The sequence below is a fragment of the Azospirillum brasilense genome (assembly GCF_022023855.1).
Lineage (GTDB): Bacteria > Pseudomonadota > Alphaproteobacteria > Azospirillales > Azospirillaceae > Azospirillum > Azospirillum brasilense_F.
The window spans coordinates 1,620,507-1,638,727 of record NZ_CP059450.1 but is presented as its reverse complement, the minus strand read 5'-3'; the positions used below and the strand labels follow the sequence as shown (position 1 = coordinate 1,638,727).

Genomic DNA, 18,221 nt, shown 5'->3' with positions numbered 1-18,221 from the left:
CCCTTTCCCCCTCCTTCTTCCCCCTCTCCCCTCTGGGGAGAGGGTTGGGGTGAGGGGGGTGCGCTTGTGCCGGACGCACCGCCACGCGCAACCCTCTCACCCTTCACTCTCCCCAGAGGGGAGAGGAAAATCGCGGCGGGGAAGCCCATCCGCACCACCTGCCCCTATTGCGGCGTCGGCTGCGGCGTGCTGGCCTCCGTCTCCGCCGACGGCACCGTCACCGTCTCCGGCGACCCCGACCATCCCGCCAACCGCGGCAAGCTCTGCTCCAAGGGCACCAATCTGCCCGACACGCTGGGTCTCGGCGAACGACTGCTCCACCCGCAGGTGGACGGGCGGCGCGTCGCCTGGGACGAGGCCATCGCCGCCGTCGCAGCGCGCCTGTCCGACACCATCGCCAAACACGGGCCGGACTCGGTGGCCTTCTACGTCTCCGGCCAATTGCTGACCGAGGACTATTACGCCGTCAACAAGCTGGCGAAGGGCTTCCTCGGCACCGCCAACATCGACACCAACTCGCGCCTCTGCATGGCCTCCAGCGTGGCCGGCCACAAGCGCGGCTTTGGGGCCGACGCGGTGCCGGTGACCTACGAGGACCTGGACGAAGCCGATCTGGTCCTGCTGGTCGGCTCCAACCTCGCCTGGTGCCACCCGATCCTCAATCAGCGGCTTCTGGCGGCCAAGCGGGCGCGCGGCACCCGCATTATAGCCATTGACCCGCGCCGCACCGCCACGGTGGACGGGGCCGACCGCCACCTGCCCATCCGGCCCGGCACCGACGCCCTGCTGTTCAACGGGCTGCTCGTCCACCTCGCCGACCGCGGCCTGATCGACGCCCGTTTCGTTGCGGAGCACACCGCCGGTCTGGCCAAGGCGCTGGAGGCGGCGCGCGCCGACGCGCCCTCCCCCGCCCATGTCGCCGCCCGCTGCGGTCTGCCGCTGGCCGAAATCGAGGCCTTCTACGCTGAAGTCGCAACGGTCCGTCGCACCGTCACCGTTTACTCCCAAGGGGTGAACCAGTCCTCGCAGGGGACGGACACGGTGAACGCCATCCTGAACGTCCATTTCCTGACCGGGCGGATCGGCGCGCCGGGCATGGGGCCCTTCTCGGTCACCGGCCAGCCCAACGCCATGGGCGGGCGCGAGGTCGGCGGGCTCGCCAACCAGCTCGCCGCCCATATGGGGTTCGAGCCGGAGTCGGTGGACCGGCTGCGCCGCTTCTGGAACGCGCCGCGCGTGGCGGACAAGCCCGGCCTGAAGGCGGTGGACCTGTTCCGCGCGGTGGAGGAGGGCACGGTGCGCGCCGTCTGGGTCATGGCGACCAACCCGGCGGTCAGCATGCCCGACGCCGCCCGCGTCCGCCGCGCGCTGGCAAACTGCGAGACGGTCATCGTCTCCGACTGCATTGCCGACACCGACACGGCACGGCTGGCCCACATCCGCCTGCCCGCCGCGGGCTGGAGCGAGAAGGACGGCACCGTCACCAACTCCGACCGGACGATCTCCCGCCAGCGGGCTTTCCGTGCCCCGGCGGGCGAGGCGCGGCCCGACTGGTGGATCGTCACCCAGGTCGCCCGCGTCCTGGGCCATGCCGCCGCCTTCCCCTACGAGACGCCCGCCGACGTCTTCCGCGAGCACGCCGCCCTCTCCGCCTTCGAGAACGGTGGCACCCGCGCTTTCGACATCGGCGGTCTTGCCGGGCTGTCCGACGCTGAATTTGAAACGCTGGCTCCCGCCCCCTGGCCGCGGCGGGTCGGCGAGGATCCGACGCGCCGTCTCTGCACCGACGGGCGCTTCTTCACCGAGGATGGGCGGGCGCGCTTCGTCCCCGTCACCTCCCGCCCCCTGCCCCGTTTCGCCGAGCCGGGTTCGCTGATGTTGAACACCGGGCGCCTGCGCGACCAGTGGCACACCATGACGCGCACCGGCCTGTCACCGCGCCTCTCCGCCCACGCGCCAGAACCCTGTCTGGATCTCCACCCGCAGGATGCGGCGGCGCGCGGCTTGGCGGATGGCGCCCTGGTCAGCCTCTCGACCCCCATCGGCACGGCGTTGGCCCGGCTGCGCGTGACCGAGGCGCAGCGGGCGGGGGAAGCCTTCCTGCCCATGCACTGGACCGACCGCTTCACCGCCTCCTGCGTCGTCGGGCGGCTGGTGGACGACAGGGCCGTGGACCCGGTGTCGGGCCAGCCAGACCTGAAGCGGATGCCGGTGACGGTCACCCCCTACCCCGCCGCCTGGACCGGCTTCCTGATCGCCCGCGAGCCTGTGGAGCCCGCCCATGGCGGCTACTGGTCCCGCCGCGCCGTCCCCGGCGGCCACCTGATCGAGCTGGCCGGCGAGGGCGCCCTGCCCGCTCCGGAAGCGCTGGAGTTCGGCTTCGCCGGGGCGACCGTCGATTACAGCGACACGGCCCGCGGCGTGCTGCGCCGCGCCTGGGTGACCCACGACCGGTTGGAAGCCTGCCTGTTCCTCTCCACCTCTGGCGCTCTGCCCAGCCGCGGCTGGCTGGTCGATCGGCTGTCGGCGGAGGCGTTGGACGGTGCCGCCCGCCGCGCTCTGCTCTCCGGACGGTCGCCGGTCCCGGTCGCGGACGAGGGGCGGACGGTCTGTTCCTGCTTCGGCGTCGGTGTCAACCGCCTGATCGCCGCCATCCAAAGCCAAGGCCTGACCACGGTCCAGGAGGTCGGAACGGCCCTGCGGGCCGGGACCAACTGCGGCTCCTGCATTCCCGAACTCAAGGAGATCCTTGCCGATGCCCAGCGCTGCCATGTGGCTTGAAGATTGGTGTGAGGGGCTTGTCTCCCAGTCCGGGGGCAAGCGTTTCAACTTCATCGTCGCCCTGCGCGCCGCGCTGGGCTCGGCGCTGCGCCCGCGCACGGCCCGCCGCGTCGCCCGCGCCATTCCGCAGGCGGGCACGCGGACCCCGCACGTCACTCTGGTCGGCGCCGGGCCGGGGGACCCCGACCTGCTGACCGTCGCGGCGGCGCGGGCCATCGCGCAGGCCGAGGTGATCCTCTACGATCACCTCGTCGGGCCGGGCATTCTCGCCCTGGCGCAGCCGGGTGCGGAACTGATCTGCGTCGGCAAGCGGTCGGGCAAGCATTCCCACTCGCAGGAGGCCATCAACGATCTGATTGCGGCGCAGGCCCGCAGCGGGCGGCGCACCGTCCGGCTGAAGGGCGGCGACCCGATGATTTTCGGCCGGGCCGGCGAGGAGATCGAGCATCTGGAGCGTGTCGGAATCAGCGTGTCGGTGATTCCCGGCATCACCGCGGCACTCGGCTGCGCGTCCAGCGCCGGGCTGTCGCTGACCAAGCGCGGCGTGTCGCGCGCCGTCACCTTCGTCACCGCCCACGCGCGCGAGGGGGACGCGACCGAGCCGGACTGGGCGCGGCTGGCCGACCCCAAGGGCACGCTGGCGATCTACATGGGCCGCGAGGCCGCCCGCCGCGTCGGGCGCGGCCTGACTGCGGGCGGGCTGTCCTCCGACACGCCGGTGCTGGCGGTGGAGAACGGCTGCCGCCCCGACGAGCGCCACCACCGCACGACGCTGGGCGCCATGGCCGAGCGGGGCGTGGCGGCGGGCGACGGGCCGACGCTGCTTCTGATCGGCTGGGCGCTAGAGGACCGGGTGCTAGAAGTTGGGGCGGCGCACACCGGTGATGCCCTCGGCACGGGCAGCCACGTCGGCCAGGGGCTCGGTCACGACTGACATGGTGAAGACGGTGGCGTGCAGCAGCGTGGCGCCGTCCAGCATGATGCCGACATGGCCGGGGAAGAACACGATGTCGCCGCGGCGATAGTCCATCCCCTGACCGTCTGTGGACAGCATCGGCCCCAGCCGGTCGTCGTTGCGCTGCATCCCGCTGCTGTGGTGGGTGGTGATTCCCGCCGCCCCAAGCGCCACCTGAACGAGGCCGGAGCAGTCGATGCCGAAGGCGCTCCGCCCGCCCCAGACATAGGGCGTCTCCAGGAAGCGCAGCGCCGTCTCCACCGGAACGTGGTCCAGCGGCACGGCCACCGGTTCCAGCAGCTTGCCGAAGGTCCACAGCCCGTTGTCCAGCCGGACCCAGCCCCCTGGACACTGGGCGTCGGCTTGCTCCGCCACCGTGACGAGGCTGCCGAAGCTCAGCGCCGCCACGGGCACCGCCTTGTGGGTGGGCGCCGGGTGCAGGTTCGCCACGCGTCCGGACACGCGGTGGGTCGGGGAGACCGGTTCCCTCAGGTCCGTTCCGAGGGGCAGCCAGCCGACATGCCCGTCGGTGCGGTTTTCCACCTTCACCCAGTCGCCGTCGCGGTCGAGCGGCGTACATGTTTCACCGAACAGCATCTCGCTGGTTTGCGGGACGCCGTGCCTCGGCTGTTCCAGAAGAACGGCCTGCGGGGCGGCGAGCCGGCGGATCGGGGTGGTCTGTGCATCGGTCATGCCGGTCACGCTAGAGCCCGCCCCGCCGGAATGCAAGCCAGAGGACCGTTCCGGACAATCCTCCGGCAAACGGGGATTTGCTATGGATTTGACGCTTTTCGACAGGAGAGTGCGATGGGCAACCGGGTGAGGCGTCTGGGGCTCGCGGCGGCGACAGGGGCATGTCTGCTGGCCGGTGCGGCCGCCGCGCAGACGGCCCCCCAAATGGCCACACAAGGTCCCCTGCGGCTCGTGCCGACTCCCGTTCCCTCTCCGGCTCCTTCTCCGGCGGTAGAGCAGCCCCCTGCCTCGCCGGTCCCCGTTCCACCGCAGCCGTCCCCGGCGGCCACGGTGGTCCGGCCGGGTCAGCCCGCAGCCAACCCTGCGCCCATCCCGCAGCCCGCCGCGAGCGCTGACCCGGCCCAAATCCATCCGCCCACGCCGCGCCCCCGACCGACCGACGGGGTCGCGGCGGTGCGCGCCTTCTATGACGCCTTGGGTCAGGCCGACGCCGCGCGGGCCAACACCTACGTCATTCCCGAAAAGCGGGGCAGCGGGGCCTACGACATCGCGTCGATGAACCGCTTCTACGGCAACATGAGCGTTCCCGTCCGCTTGCTGGCCGCGGAGCCCATCGGCCGGGACGCCGTGCGCGTGCGCTACCATTACGTCCATGTGAGCGGCCGCGCCTGCGACGGCGCCGCCGAAGTCGCGCTGGCCGAGCGCGACGGGCTGGCCCTGATCGAACGGATCAAGGCGCTCAACGGCTGCTGAGCCTCCATCCCCTCTCCCCCCTGGGGAGAGGGTTAAGGTGAGGGGGTTGTGCATTTGCCGAACACACCGACACGCGCATCCCCCTCACCCTCCCCACGCCTACGGCGCGGGTCCCCTCCCTCTCCCCGGAGGGGCGAGGGCTACCTTGCCCTTCCCGTCGGCTTGCCGGCCTTGACCGGCGTCCGGCGGCCCTTGCCGGCCTGCTGGGTGTAGAAGGTCTTGCCCGGCTTCGGCCTGTCCGCTCCGGATTTCTCCGCCTTGCCAACGCCACCCGTCGTCTGCCAAGCCGGAACGAGCTGGTGTTCGCCCGGCCCGATCAGGTCGCTGCGGCCCATCGCCTTCAGCGCGTCGCGCAGCACCGGCCAGTTCTCCGGGTCGTGGTAGCGCAGGAAGGCTTTGTGCAGGCGGCGCTGCTTCAGCCCCTTGGCCGAGAACACCGTCTCCGAGCCCTCGCGGCGGATCGGGCGCAGCGGGTTGCGGTCGCTGTGGTACATCGCCGTGGCGAGCGCCATGGGGGAGGGCAGGTAGGTCTGCACCTGATCGGCCTTGAAGCCGTTCCGCTTCAGCCACAAAGCGAGATTCATCATGTCCTCGTCGCTGGTGCCGGGGTGGGCGGCGATGAAGTAGGGGATCAGGTAGAGCTTCTTGCCCGCCGCCTTGGCCGCCTTCTCGAACATCTCCTTGAAGCGGTCGTAGGTGCCGATGCCCGGCTTCATCATCTTGGACAGCGGGCCGGGCTCCGTGTGCTCCGGCGCGATCTTCAGGTAACCGCCGACATGGTGGGTCACCAGCTCCTTCACATACTCCGGGCTGCGGACGGCGAGGTCGTAGCGCAGGCCCGAGGCGATGTTGATCTTCTTCACGCCGGGGATGGCGCGCGCCTTGCGGTAGAGCTGGATCAGGTCGCTGTGGTCGGTGTTTCAGGTTCTTGCAGATGTCCGGGAAGACGCAGGACGGGCGGCGGGCAGACCTTCTCGATCTCCGGGTCCTTGCAGGCCATGCGGTACATGTTGGCGGTCGGCCCGCCCATGTCGGAGATGACGCCGGTGAAGCCCTTCACCTTGTCGCGGATCTCCTCGACCTCCTTGAGGATCGACTCCTCCGACCGGCTCTGGATGATGCGCCCCTCATGCTCGGTGATCGAGCAGAAGGAACAGCCGCCGAAGCAGCCGCGCATGATGTTCACCGAGAAGCGGATCATCTCCCAGGCCGGGATGCGCGCGTCGCCGTAGGCCGGGTGCGGGGCGCGGGCGTAGGGCAGGCCGTAGACCCCGTCCATCTCCGCCGTGGTCAGCGGGATCGGCGGCGTGGTCAGCCAGACCTCGCGGTCGCCGTGCCGCTGCACCAGCGCGCGGGCGTTGCCGGGGTTGCTCTCCTGGTGCAGGACGCGCGAGGCGTGGGCGTAGAGCACCTTGTCGGCGCTGACCTGCTCGAAGGAGGGCAGGCGGACCACCGTGCGGTCGGCCCCGGCGGCGCGCGGGGCGGCGGGGGTCAGTTCGTCGATGCTGCTGCTGTCGATGACGGTCCAACCATCCGGCACGCGGCTGCGGACGATGGAGGTTCCGCGGACGTCGTCGATCTCCCGCGCCTTTTCCCCGGCGGCGATGCGGTGGGCGACGTCGATGATCGCGCGCTCCGCGTTGCCGTAGCACAGGATGTCCGCCTTGGAGTCCACGAGGACGGAGCGGCGGACCTTCTCGCTCCAATGGTCGTACTGGGCGATGCGGCGGAGGCTCGCCTCGATGCCACCGAGCACGATGGGCACGTCCTTGTAGGCCTCGCGGCAGCGCTGGCTGTAGACGATCACCGCGCGGTCGGGCCGCTTCCCGCCCTCGTCGTTGGGGGTGTAGCTGTCGTTGTGGCGCAGGCGGCGGTCGGAGGTGTAGTGGTTCACCATCGAGTCCATGTTGCCGCCGGTCACTCCGAAGAACAGGTTCGGCTTGCCCAGCGCCTTGAACGGCTCGGCGCTGCTCCAGTCCGGCTGGGCGATGATGCCGACGCGGAAGCCCTGCGCCTCCAGCAGCCGCCCGATGATCGCCATGCCGAAGCTGGGATGGTCCACATAGGCGTCGCCCGTCACCACCACGATGTCGCAGGAATCCCAGCCCAGCCGGTCCATCTCCGCCCGCGTCATCGGCAGGAAGGGTGCCGGCCGCCGGGCCTCCGTCCGGTGCCGGGGGAGGGAGAAGATGTCCCGCGCCGCCGGAACGGCGACGGTGGGCGTGGCTTCGTTGAGCATGACGCTCTCCGTTCGGGCCGCCGGTGCGCGGTGCGCTGCCGGGGCGGGGTGCTTGATGGTCGGGTGCCGGTTTCATACCGGCAATGTCCGGCATGGTCCACCGCGCGAGTCCCTACGGAAGTGCCGCGGCGCGGTCAAGGATTGCCTGACCGTCGGGGTCAACTTTATACGCGTTTATGACGCCGTGATGTGTGCAGCCGGGCCGCCGTCGGCAAGGGGCCTGTCGCAACAGGTGTCCCGGCACCCTGTTGGGAAGGGCTGAGACGCAAGCCCTTCCCCATGGACAGGAGTGGATCATGAGCACCGACAAGCGTTACGGCGACCAGCGCGACGAGCCGCTCGACATCAAGAACACCCGCGCCGACCCCGCCATCGACGAGGAGAAGATGGGCTTCCAGAACATCGAAGGGCCGGGCGCCGAGACCAGAAAGGATAAGGCGCCGGGCACGGACGACTCTCCGGACAGCGCACCCCGGCCGTGACGGGGACCCCCGCAGGCACCACGGACGTTGTTCGCTGGAACCACAACAAAGCGGAGGTTCGTCATGGCTGAAGAGAAGACACCCGACAGCCCTTCCCAGGCGGGGGCCGAGGCGGGGAGGGACTCCCCGTTGGAGGACAAGACCAAGACCCCCGGCGACGGGACGCTCCAGGACGCCGTTCCCGCCGGAACCACGTCCGATGAGCTGCGGCGGCGGGCGGAAGAGGATGACGGGTCCGTCCAGCCGGGGACCGGCTGACGTGCCGGAAGCGTCGTCGGTTTCATCATACGACGTCGTATGAGAGCTACCGGGTGTGAGAGCTACCGGGTGACGCTCTCGCCCGCGGGCGCGGCCAATCCGACCATGGCATAGCTGCTGCGGATGGCCGCGTCCAGTGTCGGGGGCAGGGGCTGGATGCGCTGCTCCCGCGCGGCGCGGCGGGCGAAATCGGGGTCCGCCGCCAGAGCCCGCGTCGCCGCGGCCTTGGCCTCGTCCATCCGGCCCATCTGCACGAAGGCGACGGCCAGGGCGGCCTGGGCCGGGGCGGCGGTGGTCACCTCGAACTCCAGCTTCGTGCTGTCCGGGTGCCCATGCCGCTGGAGGGCGAGGCTGTAGGCGGGAAGGAGCCGTTCCCGCTGCGCCGGGTCGCGCTCCATCGCCTGCTCCAGCAAGGGCAGGCCCTTCGCGGGTTGGCCGGCTTCGACATGCCAGAGGCCGAGGTCGCCGAGCACATGGGCGTTTCCGGGCGACGCCCGCAAGGCGCGCTGGCCGGCGGCGAAGCAGGAAGCGTACTGCCCGCGCAGGCAATAGGCGGTGTAGAGCGCCGTCAACGGGCGCAGCGAGGTCGGCTCCAGTTCGGTGGCGCGCAGGGCTGCCGCCAGGGCATCGTTGAGGGTGTCGTCGTTCCGTTCCGTCCGATACGCGTCGGACTGCAGAAGGGATAGCGCCGACCACAGCCGGGCGGACTCGCTGGCGTTGGTCGTCAGAGCGCTGGCAGCCGAGGTCAGGCAACCGCTCAGGGCGGTTCGCTCGGCAGGCGGAACTTCATGGCGACCGGTGGCGAGGAAGGCGCACTCGCGCGGCGACAGGCTGGTGGTCGGTTTGGTGCGCAGACGCGCGGTGGCAACCGGTAGCAGCGGACCCTGCGCAGCGGTCAGCGGCTCGACGATGTCGGCCGCCAAGGCTTGTGGGGTGGGCGCTCCCTCGGGCCCGGCCGGTCGGTCCAGGCTGCTGGACCACAGCACCGTCCCGGTGGCGAGGTCGGTCAAGTGCACGACCAGACGCACCGCGGCGTCGTGCCCCTGAAGGCTTCCGGACAGGCGAAATCCTTGACGGGGCAGGGTGGCGGTCGGCGGCGGGGCAATCCGCACCGGAAGATCGGTGCGATTGGCGAGGCTGCTGGCAATCTCGTCGGTCAGCATGGCAGCGAGCGCGCCGTCCTCCGCCGACTGGCCGGTGGTGCGGAAGGGGCCGACCACGAGGGGCATCGATGGATCGACCGCCACGGGTGGGGCCGCCGACAGTATCGTCGACTGGGGCGGCGCCGGCTCGTTCCCCCTCGGCTCCGCGCTGGCCGTGATCGGATGCGGACCGAGCGCCAGGGCCTCTTCCATGTCGATGGAGGTGGCGAGGTTTCGTCCGACCAGCAAGCCGGCCAGCCCGACGGCGATCAGCACCACGGCGGCCAACCCGGCAATGCGCAGGGAAACGGGCCTGCGCACTGTTTCCGCCTCCGGAACGGCGTGAGGGGCGGGCAGAGCAGGGGGCAGATCGTCGTTCAGCCGTTCGAAGCGGGGTGCATAGCCGCCCTTCGGGATGACGATGCGGATCGGGTCGTTGCGGCCCGCGGTGAGATAGTAATGTTCCAGGCTGCGGCGCAGCCGCCCGGCCTCCAACCGCACGATGGGATCGGATTGCGGGTCGAAGCTCGGCTCACGGTTGAAGACGCTGACGGCGATGCAGTAGGCCTTGATCTGCTGCGCCCGCCCCTCCAGGCACTCCTCGACCACATAGCGCAGGAAGCGGCGGTTGCGGTCCGATGCGTCGAAATGGTCGCTCGCCAGAATCCGCTCAAGCTGAGTCCTGACGGCACGATCATCCAATGCCCACCCCTGCGCGGGCGGAGTTTCCTCGGTCATTCGTGACGTCTCCCGAACGTTGAGAAAGACGACAAGCGATCTTTCTCAAAAGGGGTGGGTCGATGTGCTGGCGGCATTCTTTCATCGAGAAAAACCGATGTCCATCGGCCCTGTGCTTTTAGGTCGGACCATGTTCCCGAAGTCCGCCCGCTTCTCTGATCGTTGGGATAAGGCAGTCATCCAAAGGCCGGGGTCACCGGACCGAACGCGACGAGGGGCACCCCCGCCGAACGGGGCGTAAACTACCGTATGCTACCCGCCGCGGCGGAACCGTTGGGCCATTGTCCGGGTTATCCGCCGCCGGACAGGGGACTCGACACGGGACGACCCGAACGCTGGCTGAAGGTTTTTCCCATCCCCGCGGCACGCCCGGCTCACCGACGCGCATCCCCCGCCGTCGACCCCGCCATCGACAAGGCGTGCCGACATTTTCCGGTTTCCCCTGTTCTCGGCTTCGGTAACGCAACGCATCGGTGGTTTCATGTCTTTTTTGTCGCCGTCTTTTTTGTCGTCTCTGAACGTTCCGTCCCGCCGCTGTCCCGTTCTCTCCTTTCAAACGTCTCCCCAAGAATCGCGGATGGACCAGCCTGTCGCGTCCGCGCTGACCCGCCGCGGTATCTTCGGGCTGGGGGCCGCCGTGGCGGTCGGCGTCTGCAACAGCCGCAGCGCCGCGGCATGGGAACCGGCGCCGGAGCGTACGCTGCGGATCTACAATTGCCTGACGAGAGAGAGCTTCGATGGCGTCTACTGGGCGGAGGGGCGTCCGGTCGCGGAGGCGATGGCCCGCATCGACTGGGTGCTGCGGGACCATCGCAGCGACGATTGCCACCGCATCGATCTCGCTCTGTTGAACCGTCTGTCGGAGATGCAGGAGAAGCTGGACAGCCAGCATCCGTTCGAGGTGCTGTCGGCCTTCCGGTCCCAGGAGACCAACCGCCGCGTCAAGGGTGCGGCGACGGGGAGCCTGCACCTGCAGGGTCGGGCGGTCGACCTGCGCCTGCAGGGGCGGCGCGCGGTGGACCTTTACCGTTGCGCCCTGTCCTTCGGCGACGGCGGGGCGGGCTGCTACGCCAAGCGGAACTTCGTCCATGTGGACACCGGGCCGACGCGGCGCTGGATGGGAGCCTGAGCGTGGCGGCGCAGAATCGGGACTTTTCGTCGCAGAACCTTTTGCCAGGGGGCATCGGGCGAAGGGCATTAAGCCGATGGGTGGATTGTGCGCAGGACGGAGGAAGCGCACCATAGCCGAAAAAGAAGGCCAAATGATCTGGCCGAAGCTCTTTGGGAGGAGCCCATGCTAACCCCCACCGACCTTGCGGACCCCCGAGGCCGCAGCTTATCGGCGCGCCGTCACCCCTTGACGGACCCGGCCCGGATGGCCCAGGCCCGCACGCTGGCGGGCTGGATCGCCGTGATCGCCGAAGACCGCGGCCTGGACGAGCGTAGCGTCGCTGCGGCCACCGGCCTGGACATTGAGGACGTCCGGGCGGTGCTGGGCGGCACCGTGTTCATGATGCCCGTGAGCACACTCGACCGCGCGCTGCGCCGCCTGGAAGGCCGCCCGCACTGAGAAGCCGCAAACCCGCCTCTCCCTCCGTCCACCGGCACAGGAGGACCGCATGACTCACCACGTCCGCAAACGGAGCAGCGCCATGGACCGTACGGAGAAACGCGACGCCATCACCCGCATCCGCCACGCCGCCGAACAGCAGGGGCTGGACGCCGGCGATCTGGCACGGATGACCGGTCTGGCGCCGGGGCACGCCCGCGCGATCCTGTCCGGTTTCGGCTCGACGGTTCCGCGCGATGCCCTGGACCGCACCGTCACGATCCTGCCGGAGTGACGGCACGCTGAAATGGAAACGGCGGCGCATCGGATGCGCCGCCGTGTCACCAATCCTTGCGGATCCTTGCGGAGTGCCCCGGTTCAGGCGACCGAAAGCACGTCCAGATAGACGTTCGCCGGTTCGGTCAGGTGGATCCGGTACAGCATGCCCGTCTGGTCGATGATGATGCCGGCGACGGGGTTCTTCGCGGCCATGTCGGTGACGGCGGCGCGCACGTTGCGCGGCAGGCTGTCGAGTTCGACGTCGCGATAGCCGTTCTTGTCGGAGAACTTGATGGTCTTCTGGCCCATGGTCAGGCGCCCTGCGTGCATGCTCTGTTTGCGGTGGGCGGACCATGATCCCGTCGGGTTAAGGAAGCACTAACCAAAAACCGCGCAAACGCAGGACTGATGAGCGGTGGCTGCATCGGTGCCTTTGGAATAATTCGGCCGCGGTTGCCCCCACCCTAACCCTCCCCCGCTCTCGCAAGGGAGGGGACTAAATCTCCCTCCCCCGCCCAGCGGGGGAGGGCCGGGGTGGGGGCAACCGCGGCCACTCATCCCCTACCCATGAAAATGCTCGAACACTCGCCGGGCCAGCGCCGCGCTGATGCCGGGGGTGGCCTCCAGATCCTTCAGCCCGGCCGAGGCCACCGCGGTGGAACTGCCGAAATGGTGCAGCAGGGCCTTCTTGCGCGACGGGCCGACGCCGGGGATGCCGTCGATGCGGGTGTGGTCCATCGCCTTCAGGCGGCGGGTGCGGTGGGCGTCGATGGCCGTCCGGTGCGCCTCGTCGCGCAGCCGTTGCAGGAAGTACAGCACCGGGTCGTTGGGCTCCAGCCGGAAGGGCTCGCGGTCCGGCACGAAGAAGCGCTCGCGGCCGGCGTCGCGGTCCGGACCCTTGGCTATGGCGGCCAGCGGCACGCCGGCGATGCCCAGCCCGTCCAGCACCGCGCTGGCGGTGTTCAACTGGCCAAGCCCGCCGTCGATCAACACCAGATCGGGCCACTGGCCGCCGCTGCGCTGCGGGTCCTCGCGCAGCGCGCGCCCGAAGCGGCGGGTCAGCACCTCGCGCAGCATCGCGTAGTCGTCGCCGGCCGCGGCGGGGTCCTTGATGTGGAAGCGGCGTCCCGCGTTGCGCTGGATGCCCTCCGGTCCGGCGACCACCATGGCACCGACCGGGAAGGCCCCCTGGATGTGCGAGTTGTCGTAGATTTCGATACGCGTCGGTGTTTTCGGAAGGCCGAAGACGCGCGCCACCCCGGCCAACAGCTTGCCCTGGGCGGAGCGTTCGGCCATGCGGCGCCCGTGGGCCTCACGCGCGTTGGTCAGTGCGTGTTCGACGACGCGGCGCTTGGGGCCGCGCTGGGGCACCTCCACCTCGACCCGCCGCCCGGCCGCGAGCGTCAGTGCCTCGGCCAGCAGGGCGCGCTCGGGGATGGCGTGGCTGAGCAGCAGGTGGCGGGGCGGCGGCGTCCCTTCGTAGAGTTGCGCGGCGAAGGCGGCGAGGATTGCGGCGGGCTCCTCCTCACCGTCGTGCCGGGGGAAGAAGGCGCGGGTGCCCTGATTGCGACCGCCGCGGAAGAAGAAGGCCTGGACGCAGGCGGTCCCGCCCTCGGCATGGACGGCCAACACGTCGGCGTCCTCCAGCACGCCTTCCAGATTGATGTCCTGGCGGCTTTGCAGGGCGGTCAGAGCACGGATGCGGTCGCGCCAGCGGGCGGCGTCCTCGTAGGCCAGCCGGTCGGAGCAGTCCATCATGTGGCGGGCGAACTCCGCCTGGACGGCGGCGCTGCGCCCGGTCAGCACGTCGCGCACGCCCTGCATCTGCGCGGCGTACTCCTCCGCCGAGACGCGGCCGACGCAGGGGGCGGAGCAGCGCTTGATCTGGTGCTGGAGGCAGGGCCGCGTGCGCGCGGTGAAGGTGGCGTCGTCGCAGTTGCGCAGCAGGAAGGCGCGCTGCAACGCGCCGATGGTCATGCCGACCAGGGCGGGGGAGGCGTAGGGGCCGAACAGGTCGCGCTTCCTGCCGTGCCGGTCGGCGCTGCCGCGGTGGTGCATCAGGCGCGGAAACTCATGACCCTCGCCGAGCGCGATGTAGGAGAAGGAGCGGTCGTCCTTCACCAGCACGTTGAAGGGCGGCAGCAGGCGGCGGATCAGGTTCGCCTCCAGCAGGAGGGCCTCCGCCTCGGTGTGGGTGGTGACGAACTCCATGGAGCGGGTCAGCGCCACCATGCGGCGGGTGCGGTTGGGCAGCCCGTCCGTCCGGGTGTAGCTGGCCACCCGGCGTTTCAAGTTCTTCGCCTTGCCGACATACAGGATGCGCCCGTCCGCCCCGATCATCCGGTAGACGCCGGGCGTGTCCGGCAGCGTCGGCAGGGTGGCGCGGATCACCGCAACTCCATCCATCACACGAACCCGGTGTGTTGATCACGATGGCGCGGAAGGAAGCAAGGGAACGAACCGTGGACAAGGGACAATCGTCGGCCCTGTCCTTCCGAGATAAAGTCACCCCGCCTTTTGCCGCTCCACGTCCGCATCGGCGTCGGGGCGGGTGCTGTCGCGGACGACCAGCTCGCAATCCAGCCCGTGGTGCGGCTGGGCCACCGTCGTGCCGTTCAGCCGGGCCAGGATCTGGCCGGCGGCCAGCTCCCCGATCTCGCGCTGCGGCGGGCGCACGGTGGACAGCGGCGGCAGGCAGGCGGCGCTGAAGGTCAGGTCGCCGAAGCCGATCACCGCCAGATCGTCGGGCACGCTCAGCCCGCGCCGGTTCGCTTCGAACAGCACGCCCAGCGCCATGGCGTCGTTGGAGCAGACCACCCCGTCGATGTCCGGGTGAAGCGCGAACACCTCGTCGATCAGCCAGATGCCGACGGGGGTGGAAGCGGTGTCAGGAGCGGTGAAGGCGATCGGCTCGTGCAGGCCGCGGCGGCGCACCTCGTCCTCATAGCCGTCGGTGCGGCTGCGCACGCGCATGTCCTGATGAACGGCGGCGCCGATGTAGGCGACCTTGCGGCTGCCCTGGTCGTAGAGGTGGGCGGTCTGCCGGCGCCCGACCTCGAAGTGGGAGAAGCCGACCGTCATGTCCACCGCCGGGGTCTGGGCGGAGGGGATGTCCCACATCTCCACCACCGGCACGCCGGATGAGCGCAGCATGGCGCGCGTCCGCTCGGTGTGGTGCAGGCCGGTGACCACCACCGCCGCGGGCGACCAGGCGAGGAAGGCGCGGATCAACTCCTCCTCCCGCTCGGGATCGAACTCACTGACGCCGAGCAGGGTCTGGTAATGGGCGGTCTGGAAGGCGCTTTGCAGCGTGTTGTAGGTTTCCGCGAAGAAGGAGTTGGTGATGGAGGGCAGGATCACCCCCACCGTCCGGCTCTTCGCCGCGGCGAGGCTGCCCGCCACGAGGTTCGGCACGTAGCCGAGCTGGTCGATCACCGTCCGCACACGGGTCGCCAGCTCCTCCGACACCGCCTCCGGCTTGCGCAGATAGAGCGAGACGGTGCTGGGCGACACGCCGGCGGCGTTGGCCACGTCCGTCATGGTCAGCCGCTCCGTGGCGCGGCGGGTCTTCTTGCGGATGGGTTTGGCGGGTTTCGGCGGAAACGGCTTGGCGGGCGGCTGTGCGGTCATTCTCGTCCTTCCCTGCGGCGAACCTCGCCGCGCGGCGAGGCGGCATCATAGCACGCCGTTGGAAAAGCGGGGGAAATGCAGGAACGGTCAGGGCGCGGCATTCGGTTCCGCTCCAGTCATTTCCGTATCCGCCAGGGCGGCGCGCGCCTGCTCCGCGAAGAAGTCGATGAAGACTCGGATCTTCGCGGGCAGCAGGTTGCGGTGGGGGTAGAGCACGGCGAGCGTCACCGGATCCGGAGGGCAGTGCGGCAGGACGACCCGCAGCTCCCCGCGGCGCAGATGATCGGCGACCTCCCACAGCGGCTTCAGCACGATCCCTTCCCCGGCCAGCGCCCAGCCGGTCAGCACGTCGCCGTCGTCGGCGTCGAACTGGCCGGACACCGGCAGGGTCATCGGGCCTTGCGGGGTGTTCAACGTCCATTGGAACTGCTGCGATCCGGGAAAGCGCAGCAGCAGGCAGTGGTGGGACAGCAGTTCCTCGGGCCGGGCCGGCACACCCCGCCGCTCCAGGTAGGACGGTGCGGCGCAGAGCACCCGCGGCAGGTCGGCGATCTTGCGTGCGACGAAGCTGGAATCCTTCAGCGGCGCCATGCGGATGGCGACGTCGGTCGCCTCGCGCAGCAGGTCCAGCAGATGGTCGGACAGGCGCAGCCGCAGGTCGACCTGGGGGAAGGCGGCGTGGAAACGCGGCACCATCGGGGCCAGGATGCGTCGACCGAAGCCCAGCGGCGCCGTCACCCGCAGGCTGCCCACCGGCGCCCCGCCGATGGCGCCGACGCTGCTCTCCGCCCGCTCGGCCGCCTCCAGAACCTCCAGGCAGTGTTCGAAGAAGACCTTGCCGGCCTCGGTGAACTGAACCTGGCGGGTGGTGCGGTTGAGCAGGCGGGCGTTCAGATGCTCCTCCAGGCTTTGCAGCCGGTGGCTGACCACGGCGGGCGACAGGCGCAGGCTGCGCCCGGCGGCGGACAGGCTGCCCAGTTCCACCACCCGCACGAACACCCGCATGTTCTCCAGAAGCGCCACGCTTGGCCCTTTCCCCACACGCCATGGGGAATCCTCCCACCTTTCCGTTTTTTTTGAAAGTGCTGGCGCACGCATCCGCTTCCCCGCTGCGCTGCGGCAACCGTAGAGTTCAGGGTGAGGATCACCAAACGGAAGAGGCCGCGACGCATGGAGCCGATCGTCTGGGAGTGGGTCAACGTTCTGGTGCGCTGGCTGCACGTCATCACGGCCATCGCCTGGATCGGGTCGAGCTTCTATTTCATCCACCTGGACCTGTCCCTGCGGCGGCGCGACGGCCTGCCCGATGGGGTGGCGGGGGAGGCGTGGCAGGTCCACGGCGGCGGCTTCTACAACATGATGAAATACACGGTCGCCCCGCCGGAGCTGCCGGAGAAGCTGACCTGGTTCAAATGGGAAGCCTACGCCACCTGGCTCAGCGGCTTCGCGCTGCTGTCGGTGCTCTACTACCACGGCGCCGCACTCTACATGATCGACCCGGCGGTGCTGGACATTCCCTGGTGGGGCGCGGTGCTGCTCAGCCTGGGCGCCCTGGGGCTGGGCTGGCACGTCTATGACCGGCTGTGCAAGTCGCCGCTGGGCAAGGACGACGTGAAGCTGGCGGCGGCGGGCTTCGTCTTCCTGGTGCTGGTCGCCTGGGGCCTCAGCCACCTCTTCAGCGGGCGGGCGGCGATGCTGCATGTCGGGGCGCTGATCGGCACGATGATGTCGGCCAACGTCTTCCGCATCATCATCCCCAACCAGACCAAGGCGGTGGCCGCCATGAAGGCCGGGCAGGTGCCCGACCCGGCGCTGGGCAAGCAGGCCAAGCAGCGGTCGCTGCACAACAACTACCTGACGCTGCCGGTCGTCTTCCTGATGATCTCCAACCACTACCCGCTGGCCTTCGGCACGCGCTACAGCTGGGTGATCGTGGCGGTGGTGCTGGTGGTGGGGGCGGTGATCCGCCACTTCTTCAACAGCCGTCACGCCGGCAAGCCGACGCCCTGGTGGACTTGGGCGGTGGCCGCCGCGGGCGTCGCCGTCATCGTGGGCTTGAGCGCCGCCGGCACGCGGACCGACAGCGCCGCGGCGCCGGCCAGGGTGGAGTTCGCGCAGGTGGAGGAGGTGGTGCTGTCGCGCTGCTCCATGTGCCACGCGGCGCAGCCGGTGTGGGAGGGGATCGGCGTGCCGCCGCGCGGCGTGATGCTGGACAGCGCGGAGGCGATCAGCCGCCACGCGCCGCAGATCCGGACCTGGGCGGCGCTGTCCGACGCGATGCCCCCCGGCAACGTCACCGGGATCACGCCGGAAGAGCGCCGCCTGCTCGCCGCCTGGACCGATCAGCTTCCCCGGTAGGTCGAGTAGCTGTAGGGGGAGACGAGCAGCGGCACGTGATAGTGCTGGTCCGCGTTGGCGACGCCGAAGCGGATCGGCACCACGTCGAGGAAGGCGGGTTCGACGATCTCCAAGCCGGAGGCGCGGAAATAGTCGCCGGCCTCGAACACCAGCTCGTAGACGCCCGGCGTCAGGTCGGCCCCGGCGAGGAGCGGCGCGTCGCAGCGCCCGTCGGCGTTGGTGCGGGTCTGCATCAGCCGCTCCCGCCGCTCCCCGTCGATGCGGTAGAGGGTGACGGCGATCCCGGCGCCGGGCCGGCCGTGCGTCGTGTCGAGAACATGGGTGGTCAAGCGCCCGCTTCCGGACATGGGTCTCTCTCCTCGCC

Annotated in this window: 16 protein-coding genes and 1 pseudogene; 9 read left to right on the top strand and 8 right to left on the bottom strand. The window is 69.9% G+C overall.

What is annotated here, in order from left to right; genetic code table 11:
- Window positions 1-186: 186 nt before the first annotated feature.
- The gene (locus tag H1Q64_RS20905; protein WP_237905447.1) at window positions 187-2,781 is read left to right on the top strand and encodes a nitrate reductase; all 2,595 of its coding nucleotides are present in this window, start codon (window positions 187-189) and stop codon (window positions 2,779-2,781) included.
- A complete protein-coding gene (gene cobA, locus H1Q64_RS20900; RefSeq protein WP_237905446.1) occupies window positions 2,756-3,715 on the top strand; it encodes a uroporphyrinogen-III C-methyltransferase in 960 nt (319 codons plus the stop codon). Before H1Q64_RS20905 ends, cobA begins: the two co-directional genes overlap by 26 nt.
- Here cobA and H1Q64_RS20895 read toward each other — a convergent pair.
- The gene (locus H1Q64_RS20895) at window positions 3,638-4,429 is read right to left on the bottom strand and encodes an NlpC/P60 family protein (RefSeq protein WP_237905445.1); all 792 of its coding nucleotides are present in this window, start codon (window positions 4,427-4,429) and stop codon (window positions 3,638-3,640) included. The two genes, cobA and H1Q64_RS20895, sit on opposite strands and share 78 nt — an antisense overlap.
- 453 nt (window positions 4,430-4,882) lie before the next feature.
- Here H1Q64_RS20895 and H1Q64_RS20890 point away from each other — a divergent pair, with 453 nt between their 5' ends.
- A complete protein-coding gene (locus tag H1Q64_RS20890; protein ID WP_237906525.1) occupies window positions 4,883-5,182 on the top strand; it encodes a hypothetical protein in 300 nt (99 codons plus the stop codon).
- 146 nt (window positions 5,183-5,328) lie between these two features.
- Here the strand turns inward: H1Q64_RS20890 and H1Q64_RS20885 are convergent.
- Window positions 5,329-7,421: pseudogene (locus tag H1Q64_RS20885) on the bottom strand (YgiQ family radical SAM protein); the annotation flags it as partial.
- A 296-nt stretch (window positions 7,422-7,717) separates the two neighbouring features.
- Between H1Q64_RS20885 and H1Q64_RS20880 the strand changes: the two are divergent.
- Window positions 7,718-7,903 carry a hypothetical protein gene (locus H1Q64_RS20880; protein ID WP_014197993.1) on the top strand — a complete coding sequence of 62 codons (186 nt, stop codon included), beginning with the start codon at window positions 7,718-7,720 and terminating at the stop codon, window positions 7,901-7,903.
- A 63-nt stretch (window positions 7,904-7,966) separates the two neighbouring features.
- Complete coding sequence (locus H1Q64_RS20875) at window positions 7,967-8,161, top strand: hypothetical protein (protein WP_237905444.1); 195 nt, start codon at window positions 7,967-7,969, stop codon at window positions 8,159-8,161.
- Window positions 8,162-8,223: 62 nt separating this feature from the next.
- Here H1Q64_RS20875 and H1Q64_RS20870 read toward each other — a convergent pair whose 3' ends face one another.
- Window positions 8,224-10,041: a hypothetical protein gene (locus H1Q64_RS20870; protein ID WP_237905443.1), complete on the bottom strand. Its 1,818-nt coding sequence runs from the start codon at window positions 10,039-10,041 to the stop codon at window positions 8,224-8,226.
- Between the two features lie 577 nt (window positions 10,042-10,618).
- Between H1Q64_RS20870 and H1Q64_RS20865 the strand changes: the two genes are divergently transcribed.
- From H1Q64_RS20865 to H1Q64_RS20855, 3 genes are all read left to right on the top strand, one after another.
- Complete coding sequence (locus H1Q64_RS20865; RefSeq protein ID WP_237905442.1) at window positions 10,619-11,170, top strand: YcbK family protein; 552 nt, start codon at window positions 10,619-10,621, stop codon at window positions 11,168-11,170.
- A 246-nt stretch (window positions 11,171-11,416) separates the two neighbouring features.
- Window positions 11,417-11,611 carry a hypothetical protein gene (locus H1Q64_RS20860; RefSeq protein ID WP_237905441.1) on the top strand — a complete coding sequence of 65 codons (195 nt, stop codon included), beginning with the start codon at window positions 11,417-11,419 and terminating at the stop codon, window positions 11,609-11,611.
- Window positions 11,612-11,660: 49 nt separating this feature from the next.
- Window positions 11,661-11,885 (top strand): hypothetical protein, encoded by a 225-nt coding sequence (locus tag H1Q64_RS20855; RefSeq protein ID WP_237905440.1) that lies wholly within the window; start codon window positions 11,661-11,663, stop codon window positions 11,883-11,885.
- Between the two features lie 83 nt (window positions 11,886-11,968).
- Here H1Q64_RS20855 and H1Q64_RS20850 read toward each other — a convergent pair whose 3' ends face one another.
- The 4 genes from H1Q64_RS20850 to H1Q64_RS20835 form a co-directional block, all read right to left on the bottom strand.
- Window positions 11,969-12,178, bottom strand: coding sequence for a hypothetical protein (locus H1Q64_RS20850; protein WP_149166612.1), 210 nt, complete (start codon window positions 12,176-12,178; stop codon window positions 11,969-11,971).
- 252 nt (window positions 12,179-12,430) lie between these two features.
- Window positions 12,431-14,275 (bottom strand): excinuclease ABC subunit UvrC, encoded by a 1,845-nt coding sequence (gene uvrC, locus H1Q64_RS20845; protein ID WP_237905439.1) that lies wholly within the window; start codon window positions 14,273-14,275, stop codon window positions 12,431-12,433.
- A gap of 99 nt (window positions 14,276-14,374) precedes the next feature.
- The gene (locus H1Q64_RS20840; protein WP_237905438.1) at window positions 14,375-15,499 is read right to left on the bottom strand and encodes a LacI family DNA-binding transcriptional regulator; all 1,125 of its coding nucleotides are present in this window, start codon (window positions 15,497-15,499) and stop codon (window positions 14,375-14,377) included.
- Window positions 15,500-15,586: 87 nt separating this feature from the next.
- Window positions 15,587-16,522 (bottom strand): LysR family transcriptional regulator, encoded by a 936-nt coding sequence (locus tag H1Q64_RS20835; RefSeq protein WP_237905437.1) that lies wholly within the window; start codon window positions 16,520-16,522, stop codon window positions 15,587-15,589.
- 147 nt (window positions 16,523-16,669) lie between these two features.
- Between H1Q64_RS20835 and H1Q64_RS20830 the strand changes: the two genes are divergently transcribed.
- The gene (locus tag H1Q64_RS20830; protein WP_237905436.1) at window positions 16,670-17,857 is read left to right on the top strand and encodes a urate hydroxylase PuuD; all 1,188 of its coding nucleotides are present in this window, start codon (window positions 16,670-16,672) and stop codon (window positions 17,855-17,857) included.
- On the opposite strand, the gene uraH is transcribed toward H1Q64_RS20830, so the two are convergent.
- A complete protein-coding gene (gene uraH, locus H1Q64_RS20825; protein ID WP_237905435.1) occupies window positions 17,842-18,204 on the bottom strand; it encodes a hydroxyisourate hydrolase in 363 nt (120 codons plus the stop codon). The two genes, H1Q64_RS20830 and uraH, sit on opposite strands and share 16 nt — an antisense overlap.
- Window positions 18,205-18,221 lie beyond the last annotated feature (17 nt).